Source organism: Sphingomonas sp. DMC8 (assembly GCF_056314185.1).
The window spans coordinates 162794-179708 of the sequence record NZ_JBQUYV010000006.1; the positions used below are offsets into that span (position 1 = coordinate 162794).

A 16915-nucleotide genomic window follows, 5' to 3' on the forward strand; every position below is an offset into this window, starting at 1 on the left:
CGCAATGACAGCAAAAAGCTATTGGTAACCAATGCTGCGTTACCTGATTTGAGCACGTTTCTGGTCCGGCGTCGGGCCGATCCTGATGCCGCCGCTCTCAGGTCCTTGTCAGGCCTGGCGTTCCTGATCGGGTTCCCCCGTGAACACCGGCATCGTTGCGTGGCCGTCGGACGCGATGCCCTGACGGAGCAGCACCTTCGCCACGGTGCGCCAGAGGATCTTGAGGTCGAGCAGGAAGCTGCGGTGCTCGACATACCAGCTGTCGAGCGCGAACTTGGCTTCCCAGCTAAGCGCATTGCGGCCGCTCACCTGCGCCAGCCCGGTAAGCCCCGGCCGCACCGCATGGCGACGCGCCTGTTCTGGGGTGTAGAGCGGCAGATAGTCCATCAGCAGCGGTCGCGGACCGACGAGGCTCATCTCGCCACGGACGATGTTGATCAGCTCGGGCAGTTCGTCGAGGCTCGAGCCGCGCAGGAAGCGGCCGAACGGCGTGAGCCGCAGTTCGTCGGGCAGGCGGTTCCCCTCGGCATCGACGGCGTCCAGCATCGTGCGGAACTTGATGATCTCGAAGGGCGCTCCGTTACGCCCGGCGCGGATCTGACGGAACAATATCGGCCGCCCCAGCCTGGTGCGGACCAGCAACGCGACCCCCAGCAGGATCGGGCTGAACAGCACCAGCGCCGCCAGTGCGGTGACGAGGTCGAAGGCGCGCTTCATCGCACCGCCCTCCGCGATCCGGAAAGTTTCTGAATCAATTCCCATTGCTGGCGCCATTTCTCCTGTGGCGAAGGATAGACGGCGGCGAAGCGGCGATGCCCGGCCTCCACAAGTTGCGTCGACAGCCCCGGCTCTTCGACCAGCCGGGCCACGGCCGCCGCAAGGCTGGCAGCATCGACGGGATCGAAATAGAGCGCTGCCGCCCCGCACGCCTCGTGCGCATAATCGCGATCCGAGACGAGTACCGGCCGGCCGGCACAGAACGCCTCGGGAAACACGGCGGTCGAGGATTCGATCAGGCTGGGGCAGAGAATGGCGTTGGCCTTCAGGTAGCGCGCGGCAATCGCGGCATTGTCCACCACGCCGACAGTCGTGCACATCGCTTCTACGCCCAGTGCCGCAGCCCGTGCCGCAATCCGTCTCCAGCCGGGTCCGCGCGGATCGAGCGTGAAGACGAAGGTCACGTCGGCGCGGCCGATCCGCGCGAGATGCACCGCCGCTTCGGGCACGACATCCAGATTCTTGTGCGGATAATCGGCCGCCGGCACGAAGATGTGGAAACCGCCATCCTCGGGCGGTGCACTGCCCAGCGCGGCACATTGCCGCAAAAAGGCAGGGCTGTAGCTGTTGCCCACCACGGCGATCCGCTCCTCGGAAATGCGCGCGGCCTGGGCGAGCTTGCGGCGCACCGTTTCGGTTTCGACGACGATATGATCGGCATGGTGCCGCAGGCAGAAGAACCAGATCCGGTTCTGCACCCAGTAGCGCAGGCGGGCAACCGGGCCCGCCCCCAGCGACTGGATATCGGGGTGGAGCATCAGCCCACGCGCGAAGCCCTGCAGATTGGGCGTGCGCGAACGCCATAGCGTGGGGCCGAACACCGTGAAGGCGAAGTCCGGCTGCCAGCGTGCTTCCAGCCGACGCATCTGGCGGGCCCGCACCCACTGGTTGGCGCTCAGCGTATCACCTACCACGGCGATGTCGCCGATCTGCTGGCGCTGGCTGTCCGGCAACTGGGCGTGGAGCTGCGCCGAGCTGGCGAGTCGCACATCGATACCGCTCGTGCGCAGCGCATTGTCGATCACGGCAAGGCCGACCTGGATCCCGCCGCCTACCTGCAGCTGGGTGCAATCCAGCATCAGGCGCATGACGGCGCCCCATTGTTACCGGCAGCAAAAGCAGGCCCGGCGACCCGCCAGGGCGGGATGGGCGCGGGTGCGCCAAGGTCCGAGCAGGCGAGAATGTCGAGCAGATAGCTGGCCCCTGCCGGCCCGGTCACGCAATGGGCCCAGGAAGCAAGACAGCCGCGCCGCTCGGGCGATTGCTTGCCGCGCGCGACTGCCCAGCGGAGCGCCCGGTACAGGTCGCTGCGGCGGCCTGCGCGGAACAGCGCCGCAGCGCCGCTCGCCACGGCGATACCCCCGGCGCCGCAGCAATCGCTGCAGATCACGCCGGTGCCGGCGATCAGCGCTTCGTTGACCACCGCGCCCCAGCCATCGTGCCGGCTGGGGAGAATCAGATAGTCGGCGGCGGCCATGATGGCGGGAATGTCGCCGATCGCCCGCTGGCCCAGCCAGTTTACCCGGCTGCCGAGCCGCGCATGCGCCTGGGCGGACAGGCTGGCCTCCAGCGGGCCGGTGCCCACCACCGTCAGGCGGTAGCGCACGCCGGCAAGCGCGGTGAGGGCGGCGATCAGCAGCGGCAGGCACTTGCGGCGGATCATCTGGCCGACGAACAGGAATTCGATCGTATCGTCTGCCTCGCGCCGCGCGGTGTGCGCCCCGGACGAAGGCGGCAGGAAATAGGCGAACTCGAAAATCCGGTCGCCCGGCGCGCCGCAGGAGCGCAGCCAGGCCGGCAGGCGATACCCGGCGGCGAGGAAGCCCTTCACATGCGGCGCCCAGCGCCGGAGCAGCAAATGATAGAGGATCCGCCGGGCCAATCCGCCCAGGCCGCGGTTCTCGACGGTTTCCAGCCAGATCCACAGCCGGGCGCGGCGTCGGGCGAGTTCGGCAAGCGCAACCGGCAGCAGGCCATTGCCGCGAAGCCCCGAGACGATGTGCACCGCATCCAGCGGACAGGTCGCCGCCGTTTGCTGCATGACGCCGGGGTCGGACGCATCGACGTGACGGACGGGGTGGAGATCGGGATCCTCCCAGCCCAGCCGCCGGCGATCCGCGTCCATCTGCGCGCACGACACCAGCGTGACTTCGATGCCCCGGCCGGCGAGCTGACGCATCAGATCGACGGTATGCGGGGAGACATAGCGTTGCCAGAACCAGATGCGCTGGATCGGCTGCGCCGGTTGCGCGGTCATAACGGGGATACCTTCTTGTGTTCTGTGTGAGGGCGAAGCGAGGGGAAGACTGCGGAGCGGGCCAGCGCCACGGGCGGCGGGAGAAACGGTGCGCGCAGGCGGGCCTGCGCCCAGATCGCCGTCCACAGCACCAGATTGGCGTTCATCGTCCCGAAGAACACGGCGGGTTCGACCATCGACACGACAAAGCCGCACAGGATGACGGGGGCGAAATCATAGCGCGCGCCGGCGTCGCCTGCCGTTTCGCCCTGCCGTCGCGGCAACGTGATGGCCGCAAGCCGCGCGGTCAGCAGCGTGAGCGGCAACAGCATCAGCAGCCCGGATTCGGCCAGCAGGCGCAGGAAGACATTGTGGATCTGGAGATAGACGATCGAGTCGAGCCACAGCTTCGCGCCCTCCACACCCACCCCGAAGGCCGGATTGTCACGCAGGGCGTCCCAGCCGAGCCGATAGGTGTCGAACCGCCCCGAACTGATCGCATCCACCTGCTCGCCGATGCTGTGCCCCTCGCCCATGTCGCGCATCAGCTTGTCGGCAATCGCACCGCTGCTGTCGGCGCTGATCGCACCGACGACGAGCACGCCGATCGCACCGAACAGGCACAGTTTGGCCAGCAGCGGTGCGCGCCACTGGGTGACGATGAACAGGATGGTACCGGCGAGGATCGCCATCAGCCCGCCCCGCGCGCCGGTGACGGCGATGCTGAGCACGCCCGCGACCATCGCCAGGAACAGCAGGAACGTCGCCCGGGGGCCGCGGAAGAAGCTGGCGCCGTTCAGCGCCAGCAGCATCATGGTTGCGGTCGATGCCGCAGTACCCCAGCCGGTACGCGATCCGGCAAAGCCGCCGGTAAGAACGCTGGCCGCCGTATCGCCAAAGGCCAGGCTCTCATAATCAGGCCTGCCGAACGCCGCCGGCGCAAGCAGATTGGGCAGGACGCCGAGCGCGGCGCCCGCCGGGTAAAGAATGAAGGGCAGGAACAGCCACATCGAGCGGCGGAACAGCACCAGCGCCGGCCCGGTCTGCTCCACGGGAATGCGCGACAGGGCATAGAGCCAGATCAGCGGGCCGATGAACTGGCCCGCGGCAGCATAGGCCCCCTGCCCCCCGGCGACAATCACGCCAGACAGTGCTGCGGCCAGCATGCAGGCGAATACCGGCGTCAGGATAGCCCGGGTGTCGCGGCTCGGCTGGGCCGGCGACAACAGCGCCAGCAGCACGATGCCGCCATAGACGAGGATTTTTGCGGCCGCGATCAGTTCATACGGCACGCCCGGCACCCAGACGATGCCGGACAAAGGCAAATAGAGAGCCACACCATAAAGCTGGAGTTGCGCGACCAGGCGGCCGCGCCCTCCGATCCCGGATACGCTGGGAAACATGGATTTTACTGCCTTGGAGGGAGAAAGGGGTAACGGCCTGAGCCCGTCAGGCGGCCGGTTCTGCGCGGCAGATCGCCGCGACCACTTCAGCCATTTGTTCGGTGTTGTATTTACGCTCGACGATATCGATCGACGACGCCGCCATCGCATCCAGCCGCATCGTATCGTCGATCAGCCCGGCGATGGCTGCGGCAAGCCCAGCCGCGTCGCCTTCCGGAAAGCTGGCTCCGGTCAATCCTTCCGAGAAGGCCGCTATCTCCGGCATATGCCGATGTCGGTCGTCATGAACGATCGCCGGCAAGCCATAGGCCATGGCATGAATCAGGCTGAGGCCGACGCCGCCCGGATAGACAAACAGACGGCAGCGATTGGCGATGGCAGCGATCTGCGCCTCTTCGGTAATGCTGCCATGCCAGACGATCCGCCCGCTGACGCCGAGCGCCTCGGCGCGCCGCGCCAGTGCAGTCTGTTCCTCGCCGCCGCCGACCAGTTCCAACACCACGCCTTCCAGCGCAGGGTCGGCCAGCGCCGCGAGCAGCAACTCGACGTGCGCCTTGGCGGTCAGCCGCCCGATGAACAACAGGCTGCGCGCACGCTCGGCGGCGCGAAAGGGCAACCGCACGGCCTGTACCGGCGCGATGTCGATACCGTTGTTCAGCGCGTGAATCGGCCGCCGGTCGCACCAACCTAGCCGGCTGCCGCGATATTCCTCGACCTCGCGATCGGTATAGAACAGCACTTCATCCGCCAGCCGCATCAACAGCAACCGCAGCACATAACGGTGGAAACGGCTGCTGCTGCTCCACAGATGCGACCACCAGACGATCCGCGCGCCCCGCAGCCGGCCCTTCAGCAGCAGAACCAGCGTGGAGAGCGAGCGAGGATTGCCGGACAGCACCAGCACATCGCCCCGTTGTATGCGGATACCGATCGCCCCCTGCTGCCATTCGATGCCAGGCAACAATGGGCGGATCGCGCCGATCTGCCGTGCCCAGTCAGCACGGTTGAGCGCATCGCCGCCGCCTTCCAGTGCCGAGGCCGAATAATATACCGCCGCTCGGCCGCCGAGCTTTTCGGCGAGGCGCCGGAAGAAATCATAGCGATAGTGCGGCAGGGCGGGCTGAAGGAACACGACCGCAGACCCGCCGCTCATGCCGTCGCCATCCGCGCGTCCGAGCTGGCGAGGATGCGCGCCGTCATCCAGGCGAGCGGGAGCACCGACAGCAAGATGGTGCAGCACGCCAGCACCAGAAACACGCCCGCCGCCCCGATCTGGCGGCCAAACAATACGAACAGCGCAGCACCGGCCACACTGCGTGCGAGAATGGCAATCGATCCGCCATCAATCTTTTCGAACGCCAGAACGAAGGAATACAGTGCCCGTTCGGCGGCGAGCGCCACAAAATATACTCCAGCCCAGATCAACATTGCCTCCCCTGGCACTATTGCCCCGTGATACCAGATGCGAAAAACCAGCTGCCCGGCCACGCTCAGCATCAGGCAGACGCCCATGCCGATGCCCAAAGTGGCCAATGTCGCGCCCCAGAACTGGCGGCGGATCCAGCGCAGATCGCCCCGCGCCCGCGCATCGGGATACGCGCCAGCGAGCGGCCCATGGATGATGGCGAAGCCCGTGGTGCACAGCACCAGCGCGTTCATCAGCGCCGAAAGCCGGGCCGCCTCGTCATGGGCCAGCCAGACGCCGAATAGCAGGATTGGCAGCAGGTGCGCGAGAAAATGGGACAAGGTGCTGCCGGCGGACATGGCCAGCCCCTCACGGACCAGATCGCGCATTGTTGCGCGGCTGAACCGCCCGCCCAGCAGATCGGGTGTCCGCGCGAGGAACTGAAGGGCGTTGGCGCAGCGGAAGAACAGCAAGGGCGCGTACACCGCGATCAGCAGCAGCGCGGTTGACGGCGCGAAGCGAGCGACGAGCAGCACCAGCACCGCCGCTATCAGCGTGCCGGCCATCTGGGCGATATTGGCGCGATGCTGGTGCTGGAAGGCGAGTTGCGCCTGTTCGACAATCGTCAGCGGGCTGCTGATGAGGAACAGCGCGACGACGACACCCATCACCCGCGTCACGTCGCGACCGGCAACGCCCGCCGGTGCCGATGCCACGACGCCAGGCGCTACGAAGAACAACGCCGCGACGACCGCGCCGCACGCCAGCGACAGGATGAGCGTGGTCCACCAGGCCGTGGCGAACAGCATCGCACTGTCGCCTGTGCGGGATTGGCCGCGGCGATAGGCCATGCGCAGCGCCATGGCGGGCCCGACGCCGATATTGGCCATCATCAGGAAGCCGAGCGTCGCCGTTGCCATCGAGAAATGGACGAACCCCGCCGAACCCAGCGCACGCGCGGCGACGGGCAGGCTGAACAATTGCAGCGCCAGCCCGGCGAAGCGGCCGGCGACCGCCGTCGACCGCGCCAGGATCAGGCTGCGGTCGCGCTGGCGGGCTAGTGCCGCTCCGCTCATGCCGGCATCCCTACCGTTCTTGCGCCATCTGGCGTGCGGACATGGCGTTCCAGCAGGGCGAGCGTTTCCGCGACGGCATGGTCGAACGCCATATGGCGGCGATAATAGTCGGCCCCCTGCGCGCCCATTGCGGTCCGCTCGGCCGGTGACCGCTGCGCCAGCGCCACCATCGCCTCGGCCAGCGCTGGCACATCGGCGGGCGGGGCCACCAATGCCGCGCCGCTTTCCGCGAGCAGCCGCGCCGCTTCGCCGCCGATCCCGGCGACCACGGGCCTGCCGACCGACAGATAATGCTGCAGCTTCGACGGGATGGTCACTTCGAACAACGGATCGTCGGCAAGGTGCAGCGCGAGCACGTCGGCTGCCTCAAAGATCCGGTCCATTTCCGCGCGCGGCACGGCGGGATGCACCAGCACAGTGCCGTCGGATGCCGCCGCCAGCGCCGCGATCTCGGTCAGGCGAATGCCCTTGCCGAACAGATGGAGGCGCAGCCCCGGTACCCGCGCCGCCGCCAGCCGCGCCGCCTCGACCAGATGCTCGAGCGCCTGGGCGCCGCCGATATTGCCGCCATAGACAAAGTTGATCCGGTCCGCGAACGCCAGCCGAACGGGTTCGGGCAGCGCGGCGGCTTCGCCGGCGGCAGAGTGATAGTTCGACCAGTTGTAGATGCAGCTCGTGCGCTCGCGCGGCACGCCGCGCGCGACGATCCGGTCGCGCATCCCTTGCGACTGGCACACGATGTGCGCCGCCCGGCGATAGACGAAGCGGCACGCCCGATCGAGCATGGCCACCATCCGCGGATTGGCCATGCCCGACACGGCAACGCTGTCCGGCCAGAGATCCTGGATTTCGGGCACGAAGGGCACGCGGTGGACCGCGCCGGCAAGCGCCGTGGCCAGTGCCGGGGTTATCGGCGGATGATAGACATAGGCGATGTCGTATCGCCGCAGATTCCACAGGCAATAGACCAGCAGCGAGAGGAAAAAGCTCAGATAATTCGCGACCCGCCCCAGCGAGGACTGGTCGTGGCTGGGCCAGAGCGGCAGCCGGTCGACGGTAATGCCGTCGATCACGTCGCGCCGGAACGGCCGGATGCGATAGCCGGCATAGAGTTTGCCGCCCGGATAATTGGGAAAGCCGGTGACGACCCGCACCTCATGCCCCGCATCGGCGAGCGCGCGCGCAAAGGCGGCGCCCTTGAAGGCAGGTTCCGGATCGAACCATTGGGTTACGTACAAAATGCGCATGCTCAACGCTCCGCGCGCCGCTCAGACATAGTCGTGGAGGCGGATGCCGTCCCATGCGTTGGACAGGCGCGCCGTGCCGAGGATCAGCTTCACCACCCGTTCGGAGGTGTTGGTGATCGCATAATCGTCCGGGATGCGCGCTGCGCCGCCGCCCTCGCCATGCATCGCGACCGCGGCGTCGACACCGGACAGGATCGCGTCCGGCTCCACCCCGGTGACGAGGATCGCCCCGGTGTCGAGCGCTTCGGGTCGCTCGATCGCATCGCGCGGCGTGATCGCGGGAAAGCCGAGGATCCCGCTTTCCTCGGCGATCGTGCCGCTGTCGGAAATCGCGCAGCGGGCGTGCAGCTGGAGATGGTTGTAATCGTGAAAGCCGAACGGCGTCAGGTGCCGGACCAGCGGATCGAACGCGCAGTCGGCCATCGCGTCCAGCCGCCGCCGGGTGCGCGGATGCGTCGAAAGCACAACCGGCAGCCCGTCGCGCGCCGCAAGCGCATTGAGCGCCGCGACCAGCGCCGCCAGGCGCGGCTTGCTGTCGACATTCTCCTCCCGGTGGAGCGAGGCGATGTAATAGCGCCCCCGTTCGAGCCCGAGCTGGGCGAGAATGTCCGACGCCTCGATCCGGGCGCGATAATGGTCGAGCACTTCGCGCATCGGCGATCCGGTCAGATAGATGCGGCGGTGCGACAGCCCCTCCGACAGCAAATGACGGCGGGCATGTTCGGTATAGACCAGGTTGAAATCGGCGATGTGGTCGATCAGCCGACGGTTCGTCTCTTCGGGCACATTGCCGTCGAAGCTGCGATTGCCCGCCTCCATATGGTAGATCGGGATCTTCATTCGCCGCGCCATGATCGCAGCGACGGCACTGTTGGTATCGCCCAGCACGAGCAGCGCGTCGGGTCGTTCGGCGCGGAACAGCTGTTCAACGCCGATCAGGATGCCGCCCAGCACCGTGCCGAGGCTGCTGGTGTCGACATTCAGGAAATGATCCGGCCGGCGCACACCCAGATCGTTGAAGAAAACGTCGCTGAGCGCATGGTCCCAGTTCTGACCGGTATGGATCAGCCGGTGATCGGTGCAGGCATCGAGCCGCGCGAGCGTGCGCGACAGGCGAATGATTTCGGGGCGCGTACCGAGCACGGTCGCGATCTTCAGTCTGCTCATCGGGGATTGCCTTCCGCCAGGACCGGATCGGCATAGGTATCGGGCCGGTCCGGATCGAACAGCCGGTGCGACCAGAAATAGGTCACGACATCGGCGTCGCCGTCATTTTCGATATGGTGGGTGTGAAATGGTGGCATGTCGATCGCGACCGGATCGTCACCGTCCACTGCGAAGGCGTGCACCTCGTCTGTCAGCACCCGGCGGATGCGGATCGTCGCCCGGCCGCGCACCACGACGAACCGCTCGACCAGATCGCTGTGGAAATGGTCGCCGCGGCGCTGCCCCGGCGGCGTGACCGAGACGAAGCTCTGCGAGCCGCCCATCGCGCGGGCGGTTTCGAACAGCACGCCGCGCGCATCGCGACGTGGTGCGAGTGGCCGCCGCGCATGGGCCGGAAAGCCGCCGGTGCGATAACTGTTGAACAGCGCCAGATCGAACGGGTCCGTCAGCGCCGGAAACACGCCGCCGATATAGCTGGCGTGGAAATCGCGCAGCCGGCGGAACAGATCCGGCACGGTGATGTCCTTGCCCGTCGGCGCCACTTCGCCTTCGATCCCGTCGAGCACGCAGTCGATGGCCAGTTCGGCGGCGCTGCCGGCATGGAGCAGCGAAACCCGCCCCGTCGGATCGATCTCCGGCACTTCGGCGCGCCACAGCTTGTCGATCAGCGTCGCCGTGACATTGTTGTAATAGGGGCGGGCGCATTCGCCGAAAATGTGCGGCAGCAACAGGTTGGTATAACGGCTGCCAACCGCCGCCAGAATCTCGCCGGCCCTTCGCTTCGATGCACCATAAACGGTCGAGGCACAGCTGTGGATGCTGTTGGCATAGACGATGTGCGGATAGGTGCCGACCCGCTCGCACGACGCCAGCAGCGCGCAGGCGATGGCGGGGTTGCCCTCGCGCACCTCCGCTTCGCTGCCGCGGTTTACGCCGGCGAAGTGAAGGATCGCGTCCGCCCCTTCAATCGCACGGTCGCGCGCATCGACATCGGCAAAGCGCGCGCGATCGAGCAGTTCAAGCTCGAACGGCGCCTCCTCGCCCTTATAGCGCGCGGCGCAGTTGGCGGCATGCAGCCGGGCGGCGCTGTGCCAGCCCAGCAACCCGCGGGCGCCGGTGACGACGATCTTCATGCTGCAATCGCCTGTGGCCAGTTCGACAGTTCGGCCTGGATTTCGGGCAGCGTCAGCAGCAGCTGCTGCACGCCTGCGACGTCCAGCCGCTCGGTATTGTGCGAGTGATAATCCTCGCCCTCGGCGGTCTGCTCGGTGCCTTCGCTGAAGAAGCGTGCATAATTGAGGTCGCGCGCGTCGAGCTGCAGCCGCCAATAGGCGCCCATATCCTCTGCCGTGGTCAGCTCCTGTGCGCTGGCCAGCGTCTCATAGAGTTTCTCGGCATGGCGCCATCCGATCACGTCGATCGGATGGTCGGGTACGCCGAACAGCTCGATCAGCGCCTGGGCGAGATCGGCGATGGTCGACGCTGCCGCCTTCTTGATGAACAGATCGCCCTGGCGGGCATGGACAAAGGCAAAGCGGACCAGCGCCACGCTGTCACGCAGCGGCATCAGGAAGCGCGTCATCGTCGGCTCGGTGATGGTGATCGGGCGGCCAGAGCGGATCTGGCGGATAAATAGCGGGATCACCGATCCACGCGAGCACATGACGTTGCCGTAGCGCACACAGCTTATCGTCGTCGGTGCGTCAGGGCCGATCTCGCGCGCGGCCGACTGGGCGAGCTTTTCCATCATCGCCTTGGAAAGACCCATCGCGTTGATCGGCAGCACGGCCTTGTCGGTGGAGAGGCAGACCAGACTGCCGACCCGCTGCTCGATCGCGGCGCGGATGACATTGTCGGAACCGACGACGTTGGTCCGTACTGCCTCCAGCGGGAAGAATTCGCAGCTAGGCACCTGTTTGAGCGCCGCGGCGTGGAACACCGCATCGGCGCCGCGCATCGCGCGGTCCACGCTGGTCCGGTCCCGCACGTCGCCGATGAAGAACTTGACGCGCGGATCGCACAGCTGGGTGCGCAGCGCGTCCTGCTTTTCCTCGTCGCGGCTGAGAATCCGGATCTCGCCCACGCCTTCGCGCAGCAGATCGTAGAGGATCGTCTTGCCGAACGATCCCGTGCCCCCGGTGATGAGCACCGTGGCGTTTGCATCCAATTGTCTGATGGTCATAGCTCGCTCGAAATGCGGGTGGATCGCAACACTCGGTCAGGCCCGCCGCGCCAGGGCGGCGGGGTACAAAAGCAGGTCGGGCTCGGGCTGCAGCGCGATGGCGGGGATATGCCCGGCCTCCGCCTCGCCTTCGGCAGCCGCTTCGGCCGCGAGCACCAGATCATGGACCCGGTCGGCGGGCCGATATTCGGGAACGATCGCGCAGAGCACCGCCCGCGCGCCCGCAGGATCGCGCCGGGCGATGCAGCGCTGCAGTTCGGCCAGCCGCGCCTCAAGCTCCGGCCAGGCCAGGCTGTGTTCGCGCGCCTTGAAGATCAGCGGATGGCGGGTCGGCTCCGGATCGACGCTGATCAGCAGTTCCTCATAGAGCTTCTCGCCCGGGCGCATGCCGATCTCGACGATCTCGATGTCGCCATCAGGATGCGCCGCATCGCGCACGGTAAGCCCGCACAGCCGCACCATGTTGCGCGCCAGATCGAAGATGCGGACCGGTTCGCCCATGTCGAGCAGGAACACTTCCCCTGATCGCGCCATGGCGCCGGCCTGGATCACGAGCTGTGCCGCTTCAGGGATGGTCATGAAATAACGCGTCATGTCGCGGTGCGTGACGGTGACCGGGCCGCCCTGCGCGATCTGGCGGCGGAATACCGGCACCACCGACCCGCTAGACCCCAGCACATTGCCGAACCGCACCATCGAGAAACAGGTGGTGCGCGTCATCCCGGCCCGCGCCTGCAGGATCAGTTCCGCCACGCGCTTGGTGCAGCCCATCACATTGGTCGGCCGCACCGCCTTGTCGGTGCTGATCAGGACGAAATCGGCCACCCCATGCCGTTCCGCCTCCACCACCATCGCCAGCGTGCCGAGCACATTGTTGGTGATGCCGTCGAGGCAGTTATGCTCGACCAGCGGCACATGCTTGTAGGCGGCGGCGTGAAAGATCGTCTGCGGCTGCCACGCCGCCAGGATCGAGCCGATGCGCGGCCGGTCGCAGACCGAACCCAGCAGCGGCACGATGTCGACATCTGCCGCTTCCGCCATCGCCAGCAACTCGCGGTGGATTTCGTAGAGCGCGAATTCGCCATGTTCGACCAGCAGCAGCGTCGCCGGTCGGCGGCGCAGGATCTGACGGCACAATTCGCTGCCGATCGACCCGCCGGCACCCGTCACCAGCACCACCCGACCGGCGATGCGCGCGTCCATCAGCCCCTCGTCCGGCGCGATCATCTCGCGGCCGAGAATGTCGCCGATGTCGATGTCGTGGAGTTGCGCCGCGTCCACCTTGCCGGTCGCGATGTCCGACAGTTCCGGCAGGATGCGCACTTCCACGCCCCGCTGCCGCAGCCGCTCGGCCAGTTCCAGCCGCTCGCGGCGGCGAAGCGTGGCGGGCGCGACCAGCACCTGCGACACCGCATGACGATCGATCAGCGCATCCAGCCGCGCGGGTGGGTGCACCTTCTTCCCGTTGAGCGTGCGTCCCCAGAGGTGGCGGTCGCGGTCGACAAATCCCACCACGCGCGTCTGACGGCGATGCGACAGCGCCAGGTCGAGCTGCACGCCGTCCTGATCGGCGCCATAGATCAGCACCGCCTCGCGCCGCCGGGCACGGTCCCGCCCTACACCACCGCGCAGCACCGTGCCTGCCAGCAACCGGATCGCCGCAATCGCCGTGAAGAACAGGAAGGCGTGGATGATCCCAAGCGTACGGGGAATGCCGGGAAGCCAGCCCGCCAGCGTGACCATCCCCGCCACCGCCAGATAATAGAAAAAGGCAGGGAAGAGCTGGGCGAGCGAGGCCCATCCGCTATGGCGCAGCACGGGCATATGCGCGCCGGACAGGCGAAGGGCCATCAGGTAGACGAGGAAATAGATCGCCACCACAGGCTGGTTCCGGACCAGATCGCCGGGCAGATATTGGAGCCGCAACGCCATCGCCGCCTCGAAGGCAACCAGACAGGCAAGATAATCGCACAGGGCGATGACGAACCGCTTTTGCAGGCGCGGAAGCGCAGTCAGGGACTGGATCATGGCCGTAGGGAAGGTCCAATAGGTTGGATACGGAACCGGGTGATCGCGAGCCCGGTGGCGACGGGCGCCGCCAGCGTCTCGACGGAAAGGCTGAGCACGGTCAGTGCGCAGCCTTCATTCTGCCAGTCAGCGCTCGCGACAGGCGCCGTCGGGGAAGGGGCGAAGCGCCAGCGGGCCGAGCGGGCACTGTTGCCGTCCACCAGACAATCCAGCCGCAGCGTGATCGCGTCCGGCCGCGGGTCTTCTCCGGCTGCGAAAGCGAGCTGCAGGCGTAGCGGGCGCTGCGGCAGCGCCATCAGCCGCGAGGCGAATTCGGCCGCCCCGCCCGGCTGCGCCGCCAGCCGCAGGATATTGCCGTCCTCCAGCCGGGCGCCGACATCGCCGTCCTCGGAAAGCGACCAGGCAAAGGGCCGCGCGCTCCCCTCCACCGTTGCGGGCGTAAAGCCCGGCTCGGCGAGCAGCGCGGGGCCGTTGGCAATTCCCTTTGCCACCAGTGCCAGCGCCACGGCCGGATACCCCTGCTCCAGCAAGCCGAGGAGCAAGGGGGTCGCAGGACCATAGTCCCCGCCGGGCGATGGTGGCCCGGCTGCTATAAGTCCGCGTGCGAGCGGCTCCAGATCGAGCTGTCCGCGCACGGCAATATCGACCAGTGCCCGCACCCAGGGCCGTCCCTGCCGAATGCGCGCGACGAAGGGCGCGAGCACCCGCCGATCCTCCAGCGCCGCGACGAGCAGCGGCGCCAGCCGGTCGCCCAGCTCCGGATGAGTGGTCCATACCCGGTCGAGATGCCCCAGTGCCGCCGGAGCATCGCCGGCCGTCGCCGCTTCGGCGAGCAACGCCAGCCCGATCCGCGCATCGCGACGCGACACTGCCGCACCGAGCGCAAGCCACGCGTGGCGCTCCGGGGCGGGCGCGGCCATGGCCAGCCAGTATAACGCGCCCGGATCGAGTGCGCCTGCCCGCAGCCGTGCGCGCGCCGCCGCCGCCAGCGCCGCCAGCCGGGCGGGGTCGCGCCGCACTGCCAGCGGTGCACGATCCGCCTCCGCCAGCAGCGCATTCACCTGCCCGTTCTGCCGTGCGGCGACGCCTTCACCGCCGAGCGCGAGCAGGCCGCACAGCAGCGCGGCAACAATGGCCATCAAATTGCGGGACATGGTTGCTGTCGGGATCGCGTGTCCGGGCCGGCCGGCCCGGACGATGCTCAGCCCCGTGCCTCCGCATAGCGCCGGCCATAGCCATAGCCGTACCCATAGCCATAGCCGCCGTGCCGGATTTCCAGCTTGGTAAGGATCGCGCCGAACAGCCGCGCATGGGCCATGTCCAGTCGCGCCATGGCGGCCCGGATATCCGGCACACCGACGCGGGCGGCCTCGATCACGAAGACCGTTCCCTCGACCGTACGGCTGATCAGCGGCGCGTCGGACAGGCCCAGCAGTGCCGGCGCATCGACGATGAGATGGTCATATTCAGCCAGCAGCGCGTCCACCAGCAGCCCCAGCCGCTCCGTGCTCAGCAGTTCGGCGGCGCTGGGCGGGATCGGTCCGCTGGTGATGACGCTGAGGCCGGTATCCGGAACCGGATGCACCAGCGCCCGCCAGTCGTCTTGCCCGGCCAGATAGTTGGCGAGGCCCGCGCGGTTCGGGAAATCGAAGAATTTGTGGACAGAGGGCGAGCGAAGATCCCCGTCGATCAGGATCGTCCGCTTGCCGGTGCGCGCGAGACCGGAGGCAAGCGCAAAGGCCGAACTGCTCTTGCCTTCAGCCGCGCGGCTGCTGGTGAGCATCAGGGAGCGCGGGAAGCCGTGGCTGGTCGAGAAATCCAGGTTCGAACGAATGCTGAAATAGGCTTCGTACAAATCGGACGTGGGATCGGCCACTTCCTCGCGCACCGGCCGTTCCGCCCTGGGCACGGGGCCGAGCATCGGCAGGCCCAGCATGGGCTGAACCTGGTCCGGGTCGCGGATGCCTTCGTCGATCTGTTCGAGCGCTAGCACCAGCACCATCGCCACCGAGATGCCCAGGATCAGCGCCGTCGCCATGTTGAGCAACAGGTTGGGCGAGGAGGGCTTTCGCGGCACATCAGCCGGATCGATGATGGCGATGTTGTTGACGCCCACGCCCGCGGAAACGCCGATTTCCTTGTAGCGCTGGAGCAGGCCGTCATAGAGCTGGCGGTTGGTATCCGCCTCGCGCTGATAGATATTATACTGGATCGTGTCGTGCTGTTCGCGGTCCAGCTTCGACTTCAGTGCCTCGACCTGACGGCGAAGATCGGCTTCGCGGGCGACGGCCTGGCGATATTGCTCGACCAGGCTGCTGCGGATCTGGCCCATTTCGTGCGCCAGCGCTGCATCGAGCGTATCGAGCTGCTTCGCCAGTGCGACTGCGGGAGGATAATCGGCTTTGAACTGCACCCGCACCTTGGCATACTCGGCCGCAGTCGCCGCACGCATTTGCCGCAGATTGGCGATGGTCGGGTTCGACAGCGCATCCGACGTCACGTCGACCCGGCCGCGTTGCATCCGGCTTTCCGCCTGCACCCGGTCCGCCACGGCGCGCGCCAGTTCCTGGTCGAGCGCCACCAGATCCATCGCCGCAAGCGTGCGGCCGGTCTGGCTCTTGCCGTCATTGCCATGCGTATCTTCCAGCCGGACGATGTCGCGCCCGGTGGCATAGGACACCGCCTCGCGCTCCGACTGCTCCAGATGGCCCTTCAGCGTCGCCAGCCGCTCCTCCAGAAACTTGCGGGCATCGGCCGTCGAGGCAAATTCTCGGTCGAGGCTGGCGGCAATGAACTGTTCCGCCCAGGCGTTGGCGATCCGCGCCGACAACCCGGCATCGCGGCTGGTGTACCGGATGTTGACCAGCCGCGAATTCTTTACCGGCATGATGGAAACATGCTGGAGGAGCAGCGTCACCGCCCGCTCTTCGCGCTTGGCCGCCTGCCGGCCTGCGCTCAGCTTCGCTTCGGTTCCCGTTTGCAGTTTGGCGCCATGTGCCGCGAAAAAGACGTCGCTTTCTCCCAGCTTGAGCACGCGCGCCACCCGCTCCGCCAGCGTGCGGGCCTTTAGGAGGTTGTACTGCGTTTCGTAGAATTCGAGATCGCGGTCGGCGGCTGCCGACTGGAGCCCCGCGACGTTGGTGACGTTTTTCTGGTTGCGGTCGATCTGGACCTGCGCAGTCGCGCTATATTCGGCGGGGCTCAGAAAGGTAACGACTGCCCCCGCCACCAGAAAGCCGCCGACGACGGCGGCCACCACCCAGCGCCAGCGGAGAAATGCGCGCCAATATTGGACAAGCGCCGGCGGCAGACGGGATTCCGTGCCTGCCACGGGCGCGATGGACGCTGCGCCGCCCTGCGGGGCCGCGCCGACGGAAAGTGCATTGTTCATGGT

General features: G+C 67.1%; 13 protein-coding genes. All 13 read right to left on the reverse strand.

Going from position 1 to position 16915, the window contains the following annotated elements; genetic code table 11:
- Positions 1–108 precede the first annotated feature (108 nt).
- Genes ACT53K_RS13465 through ACT53K_RS13525 form a run of 13 tightly spaced genes read right to left on the reverse strand, consistent with a single transcriptional unit; the run spans position 109 to position 16912 of the window.
- On the reverse strand, positions 109–717 hold the full coding sequence (locus ACT53K_RS13465; protein WP_476229187.1) for a sugar transferase: 609 nt from the start codon (positions 715–717) through the stop codon (positions 109–111).
- A complete protein-coding gene (locus tag ACT53K_RS13470) occupies positions 714–1865 on the reverse strand; it encodes a glycosyltransferase family 4 protein (RefSeq protein ID WP_476229188.1) in 1152 nt (383 codons plus the stop codon). Before ACT53K_RS13470 ends, ACT53K_RS13465 begins: the two co-directional genes overlap by 4 nt.
- On the reverse strand, positions 1856–3034 hold the full coding sequence (locus ACT53K_RS13475; RefSeq protein ID WP_476229189.1) for a glycosyltransferase family 4 protein: 1179 nt from the start codon (positions 3032–3034) through the stop codon (positions 1856–1858). Before ACT53K_RS13475 ends, ACT53K_RS13470 begins: the two co-directional genes overlap by 10 nt.
- On the reverse strand, positions 3031–4416 hold the full coding sequence (locus tag ACT53K_RS13480) for an O-antigen ligase family protein (protein WP_476229190.1): 1386 nt from the start codon (positions 4414–4416) through the stop codon (positions 3031–3033). The genes ACT53K_RS13475 and ACT53K_RS13480 overlap by 4 nt, the downstream gene beginning before the upstream one ends.
- A gap of 46 nt (positions 4417–4462) precedes the next feature.
- Positions 4463–5569 carry a glycosyltransferase gene (locus ACT53K_RS13485; protein WP_476229191.1) on the reverse strand — a complete coding sequence of 369 codons (1107 nt, stop codon included), beginning with the start codon at positions 5567–5569 and terminating at the stop codon, positions 4463–4465.
- Positions 5566–6897 carry a lipopolysaccharide biosynthesis protein gene (locus tag ACT53K_RS13490; RefSeq protein WP_476229193.1) on the reverse strand — a complete coding sequence of 444 codons (1332 nt, stop codon included), beginning with the start codon at positions 6895–6897 and terminating at the stop codon, positions 5566–5568. Before ACT53K_RS13490 ends, ACT53K_RS13485 begins: the two co-directional genes overlap by 4 nt.
- Positions 6894–8144 (reverse strand): glycosyltransferase family 4 protein, encoded by a 1251-nt coding sequence (locus tag ACT53K_RS13495; RefSeq protein ID WP_476229195.1) that lies wholly within the window; start codon positions 8142–8144, stop codon positions 6894–6896. The genes ACT53K_RS13490 and ACT53K_RS13495 overlap by 4 nt, the downstream gene beginning before the upstream one ends.
- Before the next feature lie 21 nt (positions 8145–8165).
- A complete protein-coding gene (gene wecB, locus ACT53K_RS13500) occupies positions 8166–9311 on the reverse strand; it encodes a non-hydrolyzing UDP-N-acetylglucosamine 2-epimerase (RefSeq protein WP_476229196.1) in 1146 nt (381 codons plus the stop codon).
- Complete coding sequence (locus tag ACT53K_RS13505) at positions 9308–10444, reverse strand: polysaccharide biosynthesis C-terminal domain-containing protein (protein WP_476229197.1); 1137 nt, start codon at positions 10442–10444, stop codon at positions 9308–9310. The genes wecB and ACT53K_RS13505 overlap by 4 nt, the downstream gene beginning before the upstream one ends.
- Entirely contained in the window at positions 10441–11493 is a 1053-nt protein-coding gene (locus tag ACT53K_RS13510; RefSeq protein WP_476229198.1) for an SDR family NAD(P)-dependent oxidoreductase, read from the reverse strand. The genes ACT53K_RS13505 and ACT53K_RS13510 overlap by 4 nt, the downstream gene beginning before the upstream one ends.
- Positions 11494–11529: 36 nt before the next feature.
- Positions 11530–13521, reverse strand: a complete 1992-nt coding sequence (locus ACT53K_RS13515; RefSeq protein WP_476229199.1) for a polysaccharide biosynthesis protein — start codon at positions 13519–13521, stop codon at positions 11530–11532.
- On the reverse strand, positions 13518–14675 hold the full coding sequence (locus ACT53K_RS13520; RefSeq protein WP_476229200.1) for a hypothetical protein: 1158 nt from the start codon (positions 14673–14675) through the stop codon (positions 13518–13520). Before ACT53K_RS13520 ends, ACT53K_RS13515 begins: the two co-directional genes overlap by 4 nt.
- 47 nt (positions 14676–14722) lie before the next feature.
- A complete protein-coding gene (locus ACT53K_RS13525) occupies positions 14723–16912 on the reverse strand; it encodes a GumC family protein (protein WP_476229201.1) in 2190 nt (729 codons plus the stop codon).
- Between the last annotated feature and the right edge of the window lie 3 nt (positions 16913–16915).